A 16,921-nucleotide genomic window follows, 5' to 3' on the forward strand; every position below is an offset into this window, starting at 1 on the left:
ACAACTTTAAAACTAGAATTCTAATTGCTTTGAACATCAAAAAGGAGAGAACCAATTTGGTCCTCTCCAGGTTGTAACTTTTCATCAACCCACTACAGTTGACAAAGAGCCACTTTTTTTATTTCATATATTTTTGGATAGAAATAAAAATGTAACAAAGGCGTAATATTTCTTTGAGTATTTTTTGTTATACTAGTTAGTGTCTTATATGAAGGAGTTTTTTATACATATGAAGAAAAAATTATTGACTACGATTTTATTAAGTACAGTAGCATTATCACAAGTTGCTACAGTGATCAACGTAACTGCTGATTCAACTGATGATAAGATCGCAGCACAAAACAGTAAAATTGACAGTTTGAATGCTCAACAAGTAAGTGCGCAAGCACAAGTTGATCAGATTCAAGCGCAAGTTTCTGAAATTAAGAAGCAACAAGAAAGCCTTCAAGCTGAGAACGATCGATTAAATGAAGAGTCTGCTCGTCTTTCTGCTGAAATTGAAGAACTTTCAAAAAATATTGTTGCTCGTCAAGAATCTCTTGCAAATCAAGCTCGTAGTGCTCAGACTACCGGAACAGCAACAAACTACATTAATGCGATTGTAAGCTCTGGTTCTATTACTGAAGCGATTTCTCGAGTTTCTGCCATGAACGAAATTGCTAATGCTAACAATAAAATGTTAGAAGAGCAAAAACGTGATAAAGAAGCAATTGATATCAAGCAAAAAGAGAATAATGATGCGATCAACACAGTTATTGCTAACAAGCAACAATTAGATGATGATGCACAAACATTGTCAACTAAAGAAGCTGAGTTGAAAGCTGCTCAATTGAGCTTAGCAGTTGAAAAATCTTCTGCTGAAAATGAAAAGAATGCTTTATTGGCAGAGAAGGCTGCTGCAGAAAAAGCTGCTGCAGAAGCTGCTGCTGCAGAGGCTGCTTATCGTGCAAAACAAGAAGCTGAACGTCAGGCAACTGTTGCCTCTGCAAATACAAGCTTACAGGCTCAAGTACAGGCAGCTACTCAAGCTCCTGCTACACAAACTCCTGCTGCGCAAGCTAGTCAACCACAGGCGACTGTGGCTACACCAGCTACAAACAATACTGTGGCAACTACACCTGTGGCTCGTACGTCATACAGTTCTGCAGGAAACACTTATCCAGTAGGTCAATGTACTTGGGGTGCTAAAATTCTTGCACCTTGGGCTGGAAACTACTGGGGTAATGGAGGTCAGTGGGCAGCAAGTGCTGCAGCAGCTGGATTCCGTACTGGTAGTCAACCACAGGTTGGTGCTATCGCTTGTTGGAACGATGGTGGTTATGGGCACGTAGCAGTTGTTACGGCTGTTCAATCTACTACAAGTATCCAAGTTTCTGAAGCAAACTATGCGGGTAACCAAAGTATTGGCAATTACCGTGGATGGTTTAACCCAACTACTGCACAAGGTACTGTAACTTATATTTATCCAAACTAAGATATGTTAACTACTCGCCTCAGGTGAGTAGTTTTTTTTTTCAAATTTTTTATTTTAGGCTTGAAGCTTATTTTGAATTGAAAATTCCTTTAAAAAGGGTTACAATGAGTAAGGAGAACATTTGTACATTGGTACAATGAGGTTTAAAAATGTGGAGGAAATCATGTCGTTTTCGGATTTAATGCTTTTTGCTTTATCGTCTAACCAAGACTTGGCTGAGCGTGTCTCTAGAGAGATGGGTCTGCCACTTGGGAAGTCAACCGTACGTCAATTTTCAGATGGAGAAATCCAGGTTAACATTGAAGAGTCGATTCGTGGGAAGGAAGTTTATATCCTTCAATCTACGAGTTCGCCTGTCAATGATAATCTAATGGAAATCTTAATCATGGTAGATGCCCTCAAACGGGCGAGTGCTCAATCAATCAATGTGGTGATGCCTTATTATGGTTATGCCCGTCAGGATAGAAAGGCTCGTGCTCGTGAGCCAATTACTTCTAAATTAGTGGCCAATATGTTAGAAATTGCAGGGGTTGATCGCCTCTTGACCATTGACCTACATGCTTCTCAGATTCAAGGGTTCTTTGATATTCCAGTGGATCACTTGATGGGGGCTCCTCTTATTGCTGATTATTTCGAACGCCGTGGAATGATTGGTCCGGATTATGTAGTTGTCAGTCCAGACCATGGTGGAGTGACTCGAGCTCGCAAGCTTGCTGAGTTTCTCAAGACTCCAATTGCTATTATTGATAAGCGTCGGAGTGTTGATAAGATGAATACCAGTGAGGTCATGAACATTATCGGGAATGTGGAAGGAAAAACCTGTATTCTTATCGATGATATGATTGATACAGCTGGAACGATTTGTCATGCTGCTGATGCCCTTGCTGAAGCAGGAGCTGTTGAAGTTTATGCAAGTTGTACGCACCCAGTCCTATCTGGCCCAGCCTTAGATAATATTCAGAAATCAGCCATTAAGAAATTGGTCGTATTGGATACCATCTTCCTACCTGAGGAACGCTTGATTGATAAGATTGAACAAATCTCCATTGCTAAGCTTCTAGCGGAGGCTATTGTCCGAATTCATGAAAAACGGCCACTCTCTCCTTTGTTTGAGATAGGAAACGCTAAGAAAAGTTAACAAAGAGGCTGGAAATAGCCTCTTTTCTAATAGAAAGGATTTTTATGTTATTCAACTGGTTTACTAAGGAAAAAAATGTAGTCGATACAAGTAAAGAGCTCTTAAAAGAAGCTCAAAAAACTGAGGAAGAAGCAGATCCAACCTTACCAAAAAAGACCTTGCCAAAGAGCTCTGCAGTCAAATAAAACAAGGAAAACGCTTACGAAATCAAAGGATTCTATTTTAGCAGTCAAATCGTTAACTTACCTGTAAAAAAATATAGAATTCCTTAAAATTAATTAAAAAAATAGGTCAGATTTTATTGACAAAGAAAACTTATCGTAGTAAAATAATAATAGTTACGAAGTAACGAACTATTTTTTAAATAAAAAAAGGAGATAAAACAATGAAAAAAGTTTTATTATCATCAGTAGCAGCTCTTGCAGTTTTTGCTGCAGCAGCACCAGCATTCGCAAATGACAATCCTTCAATCAACGGTGGAGCTAACACTCCAGGTGCTTTTGATTCTCGTGAAGCATACGAAAACCAATCAGAATTTGTAAGTGCTCGTACAGTTGAAGAATACCTTAACGGTCATATGGAAGACATCAGCGCTGAAGCAGCACAAGATCCTGCAGTAGTAGCAGCTAAAGCTGAATTTGACGCTGTTGAAGGTGGTTCACACCTTTACGGAGAAAAGAAAGCAGCTTATGAAGCAGCATTCAACACTTCATTCTTGAACGTACGTAACAAATACGTTAAACAATTCCAAACTGTTCAAAACACAGCTAAGAAAAAAGAAGGACGTTACTACATCTTGAACGAAACTCCAGAACAAGCTAACGCACGTTACTTGAAAGAACATGGAATTTCTCAAGAAGAAGCAGCTAAACAATCTAAAGAAGAAGCAGCTAAAGCAGAAGAAGCAGCTAAAAAAGCAGAAGCTGGTAAAGCTGGTTCAAAACAAGCTGGTAAAGCTCTTCCAAAAACAAGCGCAGTTAAATAATTTTATTAATTAGCTCTTAAATTAAATATCACTGAGCCTTCGGGCTCGGTGTTATTTTTTAGATTGAACGTTATATAGGGGATCTTATTTTTATGAATCGTACTGATAAAAATTCTAGTTCTAAAGGAAAGGGCCTTGCGCTTATTCTTACTTTGGTTGCTATTCTTGCTCTTGTAGGTGGTTTCTTCCTTTTTAATCCATTTGGAAAGCATACTACATCTGATAAGAAGAACACTAGCTCATCATCTACTGCAAGTAGCAAAGAGGTCAAATATGAGCCAAGTCAAGAGGAAAAAGACTATTTAGCTAACCGATTTGCTCAATTAACGTCGGTCAATCCTGAAGCGATTGCCTATGTTTATGCTCCTGGAACTGAGTTAGATGAGCCTGTTGTACAAACAGGGGATAATGAAACCTACTTAGATAAGACTTTTGAGGGTGGGAACCAACCTTTCTTGGGAACTGTCTTTATGGATATGGACAACAAGAAGGACTTTAGTGATCGTTTGACTTGGTTGTTTGGACATGCTCGTGGTAGCCAGGTAGGAGATCACCGCATGTTTAACGATGTGAACTACTACGACAAACAAGAGTATTTTGATCAACATCCTTATGTTGTAATTGAAACACCTGAGCGCAAGTATTATTATGAAGCAATGGGCTTAGTCATCGTTCCTGAAACCACTGCTTTCTATCGTACAAGTTTTGCGGATGATAAAGATTTTACTACCCAACTTAAAAATATCTATGAGTCAGCTCGTACCAAAAATCCAAATATCAAGATTAAAGCGTCTGATAAGTATTTAGTCTTGTCAACTTGTCGTGAAGAAGACGATACTATCCGTTCTAATCTCTATCTTCGTCAGATCCCAGATTCTGAAATGAAGGATTTCTTAGCAAAACACGGTGATCAGTTAAATTATGTGGCAACCCGTGGCCAAGAATAAGATAGATTTGTTAATAATGATTTTATGATAGGATTTAGCATAAGCTAGGTCCTATTTTTGATGAAAAATGTCAATTTTGTATCATTTGTCTTGGAGTCGTTTGCTTTTTTGCGATGACTTTCAATTTATAGTATAATGGGAGTAGATCTTTTTTGGAGGTGGCTATGGATTTAACAAAGCGTTTTAATAAAAATTTAAATCGAATTGAGATTTCCTTGATTCGTCAGTTTGATCAGGCCATTTCTGAGATTCCAGGTATCTTGCGTTTGACTTTAGGGGAGCCAGATTTTACCACGCCGGAGCATGTCAAGGAAGCCGCTAAGGCTGCCATTGATGCTAATCAGAGCCATTATACAGGGATGAGTGGCTTGTTAGCTTTGCGTCAAGCGGCTAGTCAATTTGTAGCGGATAAATACAATCTTCATTATCGAGCAGAAGATGAGATTTTAGTAACGATTGGAGCTACTGAGGCTCTTTCAGCCACCTTGACAGCTATCTTGGAGCCTGGAGATGTAGTCCTTTTGCCAGCACCAGCCTATCCAGGTTATGAACCCATTATCAAACTAGTGGGGGCTAGTGTCGTCGAGATTGATACTAGGGCACATCAATTTATCCTGACTCCGGAAGCTTTGGAAGAAGCCCTTCAGGAACAAGGAAATCGGGTCAAGGCAGTTATTCTCAATTATCCTGCAAATCCGACAGGAGTGACTTATTCTAAGGAACAGATGCAGGCTTTGGCTGGAGTGTTGAAAAAATATCAAGTCTTTGTGGTCTGTGATGAGGTCTACTCAGAATTGACCTATACGGATCAGTCTCATGTATCCTTAGGGACTTACTTACCAGATCAAGCCATCCTTATCAATGGCTTGTCTAAATCTCATGCTATGACAGGTTGGCGACTGGGCTTCATTTTTGCGCCTGCTTCGTTAACCGCTCAGCTAATCAAGAGCCATCAGTATTTGGTCACTGCAGCGGGCACCATGAACCAGTATGCAGCCATTGAGGCCTTGACAGTTGGAAAAGATGATGCTGAACCAATGAAACAGGAATACATCAAGCGTCGCGACTATATCATGGATGCGATGTCATCCATGGGCTTTGAGATTATCCGACCTGATGGGGCCTTTTATATCTTTGCCAAGATTCCACCAGGTTACAATCAAGATTCGTTCGCTTTTTTGAAAGCTTTGGCCTATGAAAAAGCCGTTGCTTTTATCCCGGGAGCAGCCTTTGGAACCTATGGCGAAGGTTATGTACGTTTGTCCTATGCAGCGAGTATGGAAGTGATTCAAGAAGCAATGAGACGTTTGAAGGAGTTTATGGAAGAACATGCTGGAGAGCATTGAGAGTCGAGGCTTGGTCCTTTACAACCGAGATTTCCGAGAAGATGATAAGCTGGTAAAAATCTTTACAGAGCGTGCAGGAAAGCTCATGTTTTTCGTGAAACATGCGAATAACTCCCGTCTAAATCCAATGATCCAACCCTTAACTTTGGCGGACATGTATTTGAAAATCAATGATGATGGACTCAGCTATATTGAAGATATTCATGAGGTTCATAGCTTTCAGGGGATTCATCAAGATTTATTTCGTCTCTCTTATGCGACCTATATTCTGGCCTTAGCTGATGCTAGTATGCAGGATCGTCAGCCAGATTCGGCCCTCTTTACTTTTTTAGAACAGACCTTGCGCTTGATGGATCGCGGCTTGGATTATGAAATTTTGACCAATATTTTTGAAATGCAGATTTTATCTCGGTTTGGAGTGAGTTTGAATGTCCATGAGTGCTGTATCTGTCACCGAGTAGGTCTTCCCTTTGATTTTTCCTTCCGTTTCGGCGGGGTTCTTTGTCCGGATCATTATGATCGAGATGAGAGACGGGCTCACTGGGATCCCAATGCCCTTTATTTATTAGATCAGTTTCAGGGAGTGGAATTCAGTGAGCTAGAGACCATTTCTATCCATGAAGAGATGAAGCAAAAATTACGACAGTGTCTGGATCAACTCTATGATGAGTATGTAGGTATTCATCTAAAAGCTAAGAAATTTATTGATTCCCTGGGAAGCTGGGGAGAGATTTTAAAAGATCAGTCTGGAGGTAAGATATGAAACGAATTGCAGTCGATGCAATGGGCGGAGATAATGCTCCACAGGCCCTAGTAGAAGGGGTTAATCAAGCCATACAAGAATTTAAGGATATCGAAGTGATTTTGTATGGAGATGAAGCAAAAATTAAGCAGTATCTGACTGCAAGCGAACGAGTATCCATTGTCCATACAGATGAGAAAATTGACTCTGATGATGAACCAACTCGGGCCATTCGTCGGAAAAAACAAGCCAGCATGGTGCTAGCTGCTCATGCAGTTAAAAATGGGGAAGCTGATGCCATGCTATCAGCCGGGAATACAGGTGCTCTCTTGGCTTCTGGTTACTTTATCGTTGGGAGGATTAAGGTTATCGATCGTCCGGGCTTGATGTCTACCCTTCCAACCCTAGATGGGAAAGGTTATGATATGCTGGATCTCGGAGCCAATGCGGAAAACACGCCCACCCATTTGCACCAATATGCGATTATGGGAGCCTATTATGCAGAAAATGTTCGTGGAATTAAGCGTCCACGAGTCGGCCTTTTGAATAATGGGACAGAGGAAAGTAAGGGAGATCCCCTACGTAAAGAAACCTATCAATTATTAGCAGCGGATCCTGCTCTCAACTTTGTAGGAAATGTGGAAGCGCGTGACTTGATGGATGGAGTTGCTGACGTCATCGTTACAGATGGATTCACAGGAAATGCTGTCCTTAAGACCATGGAAGGAACTGCTTTGGGTCTCTTTAAGCAGTTGAAGACGGTTCTCGGTGGAGGTGGCTTGAAGGCCAAATTAGGAGCCCTTTTGTTGAAGAATGACCTACGAGGCTTGAAGAAAACCTTGGACTATTCAGATGTTGGCGGAGCGGTCTTGTTTGGCTTACAAGCACCTGTTGTAAAAACCCATGGTTCAAGTGATGCCAAGGCAGTGTATAGTACGATTCGTCAGATTCGTACCATGTTGGAGACGGATGTTATTCGTAAATCGGTTGTTGAATTATCAGAATTGGAGGAAGAGAAATGAGTCGTCGGAAAGAAATTATTGCAGCAGTAGAAGAGTTAATCAAAGATCAGAAAGATTCTGATTTTCAAGTAACCTTAGATATGGATTTACGAAAAGAGCTAGAGATTGATTCAGTTGATTTGATGGAATGCATCATTTATTTAGAAGAAACCTATCATATTGATATTCCAGACAAGGATATTGATGCCATGGTGACTGTTGGAGATATGGTAGACTATGTGGATAAAAAAGTGAGCAAATAATGTTCGGTTTTTACCATTAAAAAGAATATATAAATAAGGGAATAGAGTGATTTTGCCTCATTCCCTTATTTTTTTCTTATAAACTAAAACCAAAGTACGGGGATTTCTTGAAAAATAAGATAGGGTATGATAAACTGAAAGGGAGAAAATACGAAAGGCGAACAAGAAATGTCTCATCAATTAATTTATACGGGAAAAGCTAAAGATATTTATAGTACAGAAGACGAACATGTGATTAAGTCCGTTTATAAGGACCAAGCCACTATGCTGAATGGGGCTCGTAAAGAGACCATCGAAGGCAAAGGTGTGCTGAATAATCAGATTTCGTCTCTTATTTTTGAAAAATTGAATGCTGCTGGAGTGGAGACGCACTTTATCAAGCGTATTTCTGATACCGAACAACTCAATAAGAAGGTGACCATCATTCCTTTGGAGGTTGTGCTTCGTAATGTGACTGCAGGTTCTTTCTCCAAACGGTTTGGCGTTGAAGAAGGTTTGGATTTGGAAACTCCAATCGTTGAATTTTACTATAAAAACGATGAGTTGGACGATCCATTTATCAATGATGAACACGTCAAGTTCTTGGATATTGCCAATGATGAACAAATTGCCTATATCAAGGAAGAAACGCGTCGGATCAATGAATTGCTGAAAGATTGGTTTGCACAAATTGGTCTGCGTTTGATTGACTTCAAATTGGAATTTGGTTTTGATAAGGATGGCAAAATTATCTTGGCAGATGAATTTTCACCAGATAACTGCCGCCTTTGGGATGCGGAAGGGCACCATATGGACAAGGATGTTTTCCGTAGAGATTTGGGCAGTTTAACGGATGTATATAAAGTTGTTTTAGAAAAATTGCAAGGTTTGAAGTGATCTTTTTGAAACGGAAAACCTTCGTCTTTCAAGTAAAAGGACTCAGGCTGAAAAGGTCTACTAGACCTTTTCACTCCGTCGTGATCTCGATAGCTTGACAGATGTTTATCAAGTTGTGTTGGAGAAATTACAGGGCTTGAAGCAATGATTTTCTTCGTCTTCACTAGCTATTTAAATAGAAATAAATAAGGGAACTAAAATGGATAAACGTATTTTCGTTGAGAAAAAAGCTGATTTTCGTGTGAAATCTCACTCTTTAGTAAAAGAATTACAGCATAATCTTCAGTTGAAAACTTTGAAGGATCTTCGTATTGTTCAGGTTTATGATGTTTTTGGTTTGGCAGAGGACTTGTTTGCGCGTGCGGAAAAACACATCTTCTCTGAGCAAGTGACCGATACTGTTTTGGATGAAGCTACGGTTAAGGCTGATCTTGAGAAGCATGCTTTCTTTGCTATCGAAAGTTTGCCTGGTCAATTTGACCAACGTGCGGCATCTTCACAGGAAGCTTTGTTGTTGCTTGGTAGTTCAAATGATGTAACGGTGAACACAGCGCAACTTTACTTGGTTAACAAGGATATTGATGCGAATGAGTTGGAAGCTGTCAAAAACTACCTCTTGAACCCAGTGGATTCTCGTTTCAAAGACATCACTGTTGGCATTGCGAAACAGGATTTCTCTGAGTCTGACAAGACCATTCCAAGTTTGGATTTCTTTGAAACTTATACGGCAGAAGATTTTGCACAGTATAAGGCAGAGCAAGGATTGGCAATGGAAGTGGATGACCTTCTCTTCATTCAAGACTATTTCAAGTCAATTGGACGTGTGCCTACTGAGACTGAGTTGAAGGTTTTGGATACTTACTGGTCTGACCACTGTCGTCACACAACTTTCGAGACTGAGTTGAAAAACATCGACTTCTCAGCTTCTAAATTTGAAAAACAATTGCAAGCGACTTATGACAAGTATATTGCCATGCGTGATGAGTTGGGACGTACCGAAAAACCTCAAACCTTGATGGATATGGCGACTATTTTTGGTCGTTATGAGCGTGTCAATGGTCGTTTGGACGACATGGAAGTGTCTGATGAAATCAATGCCTGCTCTGTTGAAATTGAAGTGGATGTCAATGGTGTGAAAGAGCCATGGCTTCTCATGTTCAAGAACGAAACCCACAACCATCCAACGGAGATTGAACCATTTGGTGGAGCGGCTACTTGTATCGGTGGTGCCATTCGTGACCCATTGTCAGGGCGTTCATACGTTTACCAAGCCATGCGTATCTCAGGTGCTGGTGATATTACAGCTCCAATTTCAGAAACTCGCGCTGGTAAATTGCCACAACAAGTCATTTCTAAGACAGCCGCTCACGGTTATTCTTCATACGGGAACCAAATTGGTCTGGCAACAACCTATGTCCGTGAATACTTCCACCCAGGTTTCGTTGCTAAGCGTATGGAGCTAGGTGCTGTTGTCGGTGCGGCTCCTAAGGAAAATGTGGTCCGTGAAAAACCTGAAGCTGGTGATGTGATTATCTTGCTCGGTGGTAAGACTGGACGTGACGGTGTCGGTGGTGCGACAGGTTCTTCTAAAGTTCAAACGGTTGAATCTGTTGAAACGGCTGGTGCTGAGGTTCAAAAAGGGAATGCTATCGAAGAACGGAAGATTCAACGTCTTTTCCGTAATGGGGAAGTGACTCGACTGATCAAGAAATCAAATGACTTTGGTGCTGGTGGTGTCTGTGTAGCGATCGGTGAATTGGCAGATGGTCTTGAAATTGATCTAGATAAAGTGCCATTGAAATACCAAGGTTTGAATGGTACAGAAATTGCTATCTCTGAATCTCAAGAACGGATGGCTGTAGTGGTTCGTCCAGAAGATGTTGACGCCTTCATTGCAGCATGTAACAAAGAAAATATTGACGCGGTTGTCGTTGCAACAGTGACGGAGAAGCCAAATCTTGTCATGCACTGGAATGGTGAAACAATCGTTGATTTGGAACGTCGTTTCCTTGATACAAATGGTGTACGTGTGGTCGTAGATGCTAAGGTGGTTGACAAGGATGTCAAGCTTCCAGAAGAACGTCAAACATCTGCCGAAACCCTTGAAGCTGACACTCTTGAAGTCTTGGCTGACCTTAACCATGCCAGTCAAAAAGGTTTACAAACCATCTTTGATAGTTCAGTTGGTCGTTCAACAGTTAATCACCCACTCGGTGGTCGCTATCAAATCACACCAACGGAAGCTTCTGTTCAGAAATTGCCAGTTCAACATGGCGTGACGCATACGGCTTCTGTCATGGCGCAAGGCTTCAACCCTTATGTAGCCGAATGGTCTCCATATCATGGTGCTGCTTATGCGGTCATCGAAGCAACTGCCCGTTTGGTTGCTGCTGGCGCCAACTGGTCTAAGGCTCGTTTCTCTTACCAAGAGTACTTCGAGCGGATGGATAAACAGGCAGAGCGTTTTGGTCAACCAGTAGCAGCTCTTCTTGGATCAATTGAAGCTCAGATTCAACTTGGTTTGCCATCTATCGGTGGGAAGGACTCTATGTCTGGTACCTTTGAAGAATTAACAGTACCACCAACATTGGTTGCTTTTGGGGTAACAACTGCAGATAGCCGTAAGGTTCTTTCTCCAGAATTCAAAGCTGCTGGTGAAAATATCTATTACATCCCAGGTCAAGCTTTGGCCCAAGAAATTGATTTTGATCTTATCAAGTCTAACTTTGCTCAGTTTGAAGCTATTCAAGCAATCCACAAAGTGACAGCAGCATCAGCTGTCAAATATGGAGGTGTCCTTGAAGCTCTTGCACTTGCAACATTTGGGAACCATATTGGAGCTACTGTTGAATTAGCTAACCTTGACACAATCTTGACAGCCCAATTGGGCGGATTCATTTTCACTTCACCTGAAGAGATTGCAGGTGTTGAGAAGATTGGACAAACAGTTGCAGACTTTACACTGCTTGTCAACGGTGTAACGCTTGATGGACACAACCTTGACAGTGCCTTCCAAGGCAAATTGGAAGAAGTTTACCCTACTGAGTTTGAACAGGCAACTGAGTTGGAAGAAGTACCTGCTGTAACATCAGATGCTGTGATTAAAGCTAAAGAAACAGTTGAGACACCAGTGGTTTACATCCCAGTATTCCCAGGAACCAACTCAGAATATGACTCAGCAAAGGCCTTTGAAAAAGAAGGGGCCAAAGTCAACTTGGTACCATTTGTCACATTGAATGAAGAAGCGATTGTCAAGTCGGTTGACACTATGGTTGACAATATCGAAAAAGCTAACATTATCTTCTTTGCTGGTGGCTTCTCGGCTGCGGATGAACCAGATGGATCTGCTAAATTTATCGTCAATATCTTGCTTAACGAAAAAGTGCGTGCAGCTATTGATAGTTTCATCGAAGGTGGTGGTTTGATCATCGGTATCTGTAATGGATTCCAAGCCCTTGTTAAATCAGGTCTTCTTCCATACGGTAACTTTGAAGATGCAAGCAGTACCAGTCCAACCCTCTTCTACAATGATGCCAATCAACACGTGGCTAAGATGGTGGAAACACGGATTGCCAATACCAACTCACCATGGCTTGCTGGAGTGCAAGTTGGGGACATCCATGCCATCCCAGTATCACACGGTGAAGGGAAGTTTGTCGTGACAGCTGAAGAATTTGAGGAACTCCGTGATAATGGTCAAATCTTTAGCCAATACGTTGACTTCGAAGGTAGGCCAAGCATGGATTCTAAATACAATCCTAACGGATCTGTCCATGCGATCGAAGGGATTACCAGCAAGAACGGTCAAATCATTGGGAAGATGGGTCACTCAGAACGTTTTGAAGACGGTCTCTTCCAAAATATTCCAGGAAATAAAGACCAGCATCTTTTTGCATCAGCGGTTCAATATTTTACTGGAAAATAAAAGGTATACAACATGACATACGAAGTAAAATCTCTTAATGAAGAGTGTGGAGTCTTTGGGATTTGGGGACATCCAGATGCTGCGAAACTCACTTATTTTGGGCTTCACAGTCTCCAACACCGGGGACAAGAAGGAGCAGGAATCCTGGCCAATGACCAAGGAACCCTGAGACGACATCGGGATACAGGCCTTCTTTCAGAAGTCTTTCGAAATCCTTTAAATCTGGAGAAATTGACAGGATCTTCTGCTATTGGGCATGTTCGCTATGCGACAGCCGGGGAAGCGTCTGTGGATAACATCCAACCCTTCCTCTTCCGCTTTCAAGATACGCAGTTTGGTCTGGCCCATAATGGGAATTTGACCAATGCCCAATCTCTCAAATCTGAATTAGAAAAAAATGGAGCCATCTTTAGCTCAACCTCTGACTCAGAAATTCTGGCTCACTTGATTCGACGGAGTCACAACCCTTCCTTTATGGGGAAAATCAAGGAAGCGCTCAATACAGTCAAAGGTGGTTTTGCTTATCTGATGTTATTTGAAGATAAGCTAATCGCTGCTCTGGATCCAAATGGCTTCCGTCCTCTTTCTATCGGGAAAATGGCTAATGGAGCCTTGGTTGTTTCTTCTGAAACCTGTGCTTTTGAGGTGATTGGGGCAGAATGGATCCGAGATGTACATCCGGGTGAGCTTGTTATCTTCGATGAAAACGGCATTACCTATGATCGCTATACGGATGATACCCAACTAGCAATTTGTTCCATGGAGTATATCTATTTTGCTCGTCCCGACTCCAATATCCAAGGAGTCAATGTCCATACGGCTCGCAAGCGGATGGGAGCTCAGTTGGCTCGAGAATTTAAGAACCAAGCAGATATTGTAGTGGGGGTGCCCAACTCCTCTCTCAGTGCTGCCATGGGCTTTGCGGAAGAATCTGGCTTGCCTAATGAAATGGGCTTAATCAAGAATCAGTATGTCCAACGGACCTTTATCCAACCGACTCAGGAATTGCGGGAACAAGGAGTGCGAATGAAACTCTCTGCCGTATCTGGTGTCGTGAAAGGCAAACGGGTCGTGATGATTGATGACTCTATCGTGCGTGGAACGACCTCTCGTCGGATTGTGAAACTGTTGAAAGAAGCAGGGGCTACAGAAGTCCATGTGGCAATTGCCAGCCCAGCTTTGGCTTATCCATGTTTTTATGGAATTGATATTCAGAGCCGTGAGGAGCTGATCGCAGCCAACCATACAGTGGAGGAAACTTGTGAGATTATCGGTGCGGATAGCTTGACTTACTTGTCCGTTGATGGCTTGATTGATTCTATTGGGATTGATACCGATGCACCAAACGGTGGTCTTTGTGTAGCCTACTTTGATGGGAAATACCCAACCCCATTGTATGACTACGAAGAACGCTATGTAGAAAGTTTGAAAGAACACACTTCTTTCTATTAAGAACAGTGCAAAAGAAAAGGAATGAATAAAATGACGAATAAAAATGCTTATGCGCAGTCTGGTGTGGATGTTGAAGCGGGTTATGAAGTTGTTGAACGGATCAAAAAACACGTAGCACGTACGGAGCGCGCAGGTGTTATGGGAGCTCTTGGTGGTTTTGGTGGCATGTTCGACCTTTCAAAAACAGGTGTTAAAGAGCCCGTTTTGATCTCAGGAACTGACGGTGTTGGAACCAAGCTCATGTTAGCCATCAAGTATGACAAGCACGATACCATCGGTCAAGACTGTGTAGCTATGTGTGTCAACGATATCATTGCTGCAGGCGCGGAGCCCCTCTACTTCCTAGACTATGTGGCGACTGGGAAAAATGAACCAGCTAAGCTAGAACAAGTGGTTGCTGGTGTTGCAGAAGGGTGTGTGCAAGCAGGCGCAGCCCTCATCGGTGGGGAAACGGCTGAAATGCCTGGCATGTACGGTGAAGACGACTATGACTTGGCTGGTTTTGCAGTAGGTGTCGCTGAAAAATCTCAAATTATCGACGGTTCAAAAGTGGCAGCAGGGGATGTGATTCTTGGACTTGCCTCAAGCGGAATCCACTCAAATGGTTACTCACTCGTGCGTCGGGTCTTTGCGGACTATACAGGTGAAGAAGTATTGCCTGAGTTGGAAGGTAAGAAACTGAAAGACGTTCTTTTGGAACCAACTCGCATCTACGTTAAAGCTGTTCTGCCACTGATCAAAGAAGAATTGGTCAATGGAATTGCCCACATCACAGGTGGTGGTTTCATCGAAAATGTACCTCGTATGTTCGCAGATAATTTGGCGGCTGAAATTGACGAAAGCAAGGTTCCAGTTCTTCCAATTTTCAAAGCCCTTGAAAAATATGGACAAATCAAACACGAAGAAATGTTTGAAATCTTCAACATGGGTATTGGTCTCATGCTTGCAGTGAAGCCAGAACATGTGGAACGTGTTAAAGAACTTCTTGACGAACCTGTGTATGAAATTGGTCGGATTGTCAAGAAGACAGATGCAAGTGTGGTGATTAAATAATGGTGAAATCACCATTTTATACGGAGAAATTGTAGAAAGGAGTGTTTAGTTAGCAAGCCTAACTGAACACGGGACTCATTTTCTAGGAAAAAAGAGAAATCATTTTGTGTGCAAGCATCCAGCAATGATTTCCTATTTTTCTACGAAACTGTTCGGCTAGCCGAAACGTCCCTTTGTATCGAATATGAAGATTGCTGTATTTGCCTCTGGCAACGGCTCAAACTTTCAGGTGATTGCGGAACAATTTCCAGTAGAATTTGTCTTTTCAGATCACCGGGATGCCTATGTGCTCGAGCGTTCCGAAAAGCTTGGAGTTCCTTCCTATGCTTTTGAACTCAAGGAGTTTGAGAGCAAAGCAGACTACGAAGGAGCCATCGTCGAGCTCTTGGATGAGCACGAGATTGACCTAGTCTGTTTGGCGGGTTATATGAAAATCGTCGGTCCAACCTTGCTAGCGGCTTATGAAGGCCGTATTATCAATATTCACCCGGCTTACCTTCCAGAATTTCCGGGAGCTCATGGTATTGAGGATGCTTGGAATGCAGGTGTTGAGCAGTCTGGTGTGACCATTCATTGGGTGGACTCGGGCGTGGATACCGGTAAGGTCATCAAACAAGTCCGTGTACCACGCCTTGAAGGGGATACCCTTGACACTTTCGAAACCCGCATTCACGAAACAGAGTATAAGCTCTATCCAGAAGTCCTAGAAGAGCTAGGAGTAGGAAGGAAGTAAAAAATGAAAGTAAGGTATTTTGGAAAAACAGAGATTGGTGTTCTCCTTTTATCAGCTTTCATACTTTTTCTCAGTTATAGCTTTACCTGCAATTTTTTTGAGGATGATATTAAAACCCATGATTCAGGTTGGATGTCTGTTCGAGGAAATAGCTATCTTAATATTACTTACCTAGATCCTAAACCGATTCAAACAGATGTAGATGGGACCAACCTCTACTTGGCCGGTTATCGCTTATCCGATCAGTTGGTCAACTACTTTATCCTACAAGCAGATCCCAATAGCAAAGAAACCAAAGAACTTATAAAGAATGCTGATCACTTGGAGGAGCATCCTCAGAGAGTCTTAGGGAGTCGTAACGGTTCCAAGCCTCATCCTCTTATTCAAAAAGTCGTCCAAGAGACCAGCCAGTCAAAAGATTTGGACAAAGAGGTTTCTCTCTATTTTGAAAAAGAGGACTATTTCTCAATATCAGAATTAGACAATCAGGTTCAAAGTATGTTGGTTGCAGGGCTGGTCTTGCTTCTTATCTATGGAGTCTTTGCGGCTGTCCCAAATGGCTATCTCATTCTCCAATGGAGGAGAGCTCGACAAGCTAAGAGAGAGCTATTCAAACTCTATCCAGAACTAATGGGAGCCTTTGATCATCTTGAGATGACGGCATCTTATTTGGATAAGAGAGCGGGAGTAGCTATTTATAAGGACCATCTCATTCTGTTCGGTCAGCGGTTCGGGATGATTGATTTACGAGAAGCACAGACTTTGGTGGTTTCAAAATCTAACGATGGCTACTTTGTTAATCCCTTTATTACTCTTTTCGTAAAATTATTCCACTCTACTACCGTAATGGCTCTTCGTGCAAGAGGGAATAACTCGAAAGCCATTCCTGTCAATCAAAGCCTGAATCAGCCAGATGTAAAAAATCACTTTATAGAAGGAGTCCAGTCTTACTCACCTTCTATTGAGGTTTATTTTAAGAAATAATG

At 41.9% G+C, this 16,921-nt stretch carries 15 protein-coding genes; all 15 read left to right on the forward strand.

The window, feature by feature from the left end:
* The first annotated feature begins 229 nt into the window (after positions 1 to 229).
* The 15 genes from pcsB (at position 230) to E5S68_RS09925 (ending at position 16,919) form a co-directional block, all read left to right on the forward strand.
* Positions 230 to 1,474, forward strand: coding sequence for a peptidoglycan hydrolase PcsB (pcsB, locus tag E5S68_RS09855; protein ID WP_135783404.1), 1,245 nt, complete (start codon positions 230 to 232; stop codon positions 1,472 to 1,474).
* A gap of 163 nt (positions 1,475 to 1,637) precedes the next feature.
* Positions 1,638 to 2,612, forward strand: coding sequence for a ribose-phosphate diphosphokinase (locus E5S68_RS09860; protein WP_135783405.1), 975 nt, complete (start codon positions 1,638 to 1,640; stop codon positions 2,610 to 2,612).
* 44 nt (positions 2,613 to 2,656) lie between these two features.
* Positions 2,657 to 2,797, forward strand: a complete 141-nt coding sequence (locus E5S68_RS09865) for an alpha/beta hydrolase (protein ID WP_135783406.1) — start codon at positions 2,657 to 2,659, stop codon at positions 2,795 to 2,797.
* A 200-nt stretch (positions 2,798 to 2,997) separates the two neighbouring features.
* Positions 2,998 to 3,597: an amylase-binding adhesin AbpA gene (gene abpA / locus E5S68_RS09870; RefSeq protein WP_135783407.1), complete on the forward strand. Its 600-nt coding sequence runs from the start codon at positions 2,998 to 3,000 to the stop codon at positions 3,595 to 3,597.
* 92 nt (positions 3,598 to 3,689) lie between these two features.
* On the forward strand, positions 3,690 to 4,544 hold the full coding sequence (gene srtB / locus E5S68_RS09875; protein ID WP_135783408.1) for a class B sortase, LPKTxAVK-specific: 855 nt from the start codon (positions 3,690 to 3,692) through the stop codon (positions 4,542 to 4,544).
* A gap of 164 nt (positions 4,545 to 4,708) precedes the next feature.
* Positions 4,709 to 5,890 carry a pyridoxal phosphate-dependent aminotransferase gene (locus tag E5S68_RS09880; RefSeq protein WP_135783409.1) on the forward strand — a complete coding sequence of 394 codons (1,182 nt, stop codon included), beginning with the start codon at positions 4,709 to 4,711 and terminating at the stop codon, positions 5,888 to 5,890.
* Positions 5,874 to 6,653 (forward strand): DNA repair protein RecO, encoded by a 780-nt coding sequence (gene recO / locus E5S68_RS09885; protein ID WP_135783410.1) that lies wholly within the window; start codon positions 5,874 to 5,876, stop codon positions 6,651 to 6,653. Before E5S68_RS09880 ends, recO begins: the two co-directional genes overlap by 17 nt.
* The gene (plsX, locus tag E5S68_RS09890) at positions 6,650 to 7,654 is read left to right on the forward strand and encodes a phosphate acyltransferase PlsX (protein WP_135783411.1); all 1,005 of its coding nucleotides are present in this window, start codon (positions 6,650 to 6,652) and stop codon (positions 7,652 to 7,654) included. Before recO ends, plsX begins: the two co-directional genes overlap by 4 nt.
* Entirely contained in the window at positions 7,651 to 7,896 is a 246-nt protein-coding gene (locus E5S68_RS09895) for a phosphopantetheine-binding protein (RefSeq protein ID WP_135783412.1), read from the forward strand. Before plsX ends, E5S68_RS09895 begins: the two co-directional genes overlap by 4 nt.
* Before the next feature lie 168 nt (positions 7,897 to 8,064).
* Entirely contained in the window at positions 8,065 to 8,772 is a 708-nt protein-coding gene (purC, locus tag E5S68_RS09900; protein WP_135783413.1) for a phosphoribosylaminoimidazolesuccinocarboxamide synthase, read from the forward strand.
* A gap of 199 nt (positions 8,773 to 8,971) precedes the next feature.
* Positions 8,972 to 12,697, forward strand: coding sequence for a phosphoribosylformylglycinamidine synthase (locus E5S68_RS09905; RefSeq protein WP_135783414.1), 3,726 nt, complete (start codon positions 8,972 to 8,974; stop codon positions 12,695 to 12,697).
* Positions 12,698 to 12,709: 12 nt separating this feature from the next.
* On the forward strand, positions 12,710 to 14,149 hold the full coding sequence (gene purF / locus E5S68_RS09910; RefSeq protein ID WP_135783415.1) for an amidophosphoribosyltransferase: 1,440 nt from the start codon (positions 12,710 to 12,712) through the stop codon (positions 14,147 to 14,149).
* A 30-nt stretch (positions 14,150 to 14,179) separates the two neighbouring features.
* Entirely contained in the window at positions 14,180 to 15,202 is a 1,023-nt protein-coding gene (gene purM / locus E5S68_RS09915; RefSeq protein ID WP_135783416.1) for a phosphoribosylformylglycinamidine cyclo-ligase, read from the forward strand.
* 184 nt (positions 15,203 to 15,386) lie between these two features.
* Complete coding sequence (gene purN / locus E5S68_RS09920; protein WP_135783417.1) at positions 15,387 to 15,935, forward strand: phosphoribosylglycinamide formyltransferase; 549 nt, start codon at positions 15,387 to 15,389, stop codon at positions 15,933 to 15,935.
* A 3-nt stretch (positions 15,936 to 15,938) separates the two neighbouring features.
* Positions 15,939 to 16,919: a hypothetical protein gene (locus E5S68_RS09925; protein ID WP_135783418.1), complete on the forward strand. Its 981-nt coding sequence runs from the start codon at positions 15,939 to 15,941 to the stop codon at positions 16,917 to 16,919.
* The last annotated feature ends 2 nt before the right edge of the window (positions 16,920 to 16,921 follow it).

Origin of the sequence: Streptococcus rubneri (assembly GCF_004785935.1) — a bacterium.
Taxonomy (GTDB): domain Bacteria; phylum Bacillota; class Bacilli; order Lactobacillales; family Streptococcaceae; genus Streptococcus; species Streptococcus rubneri.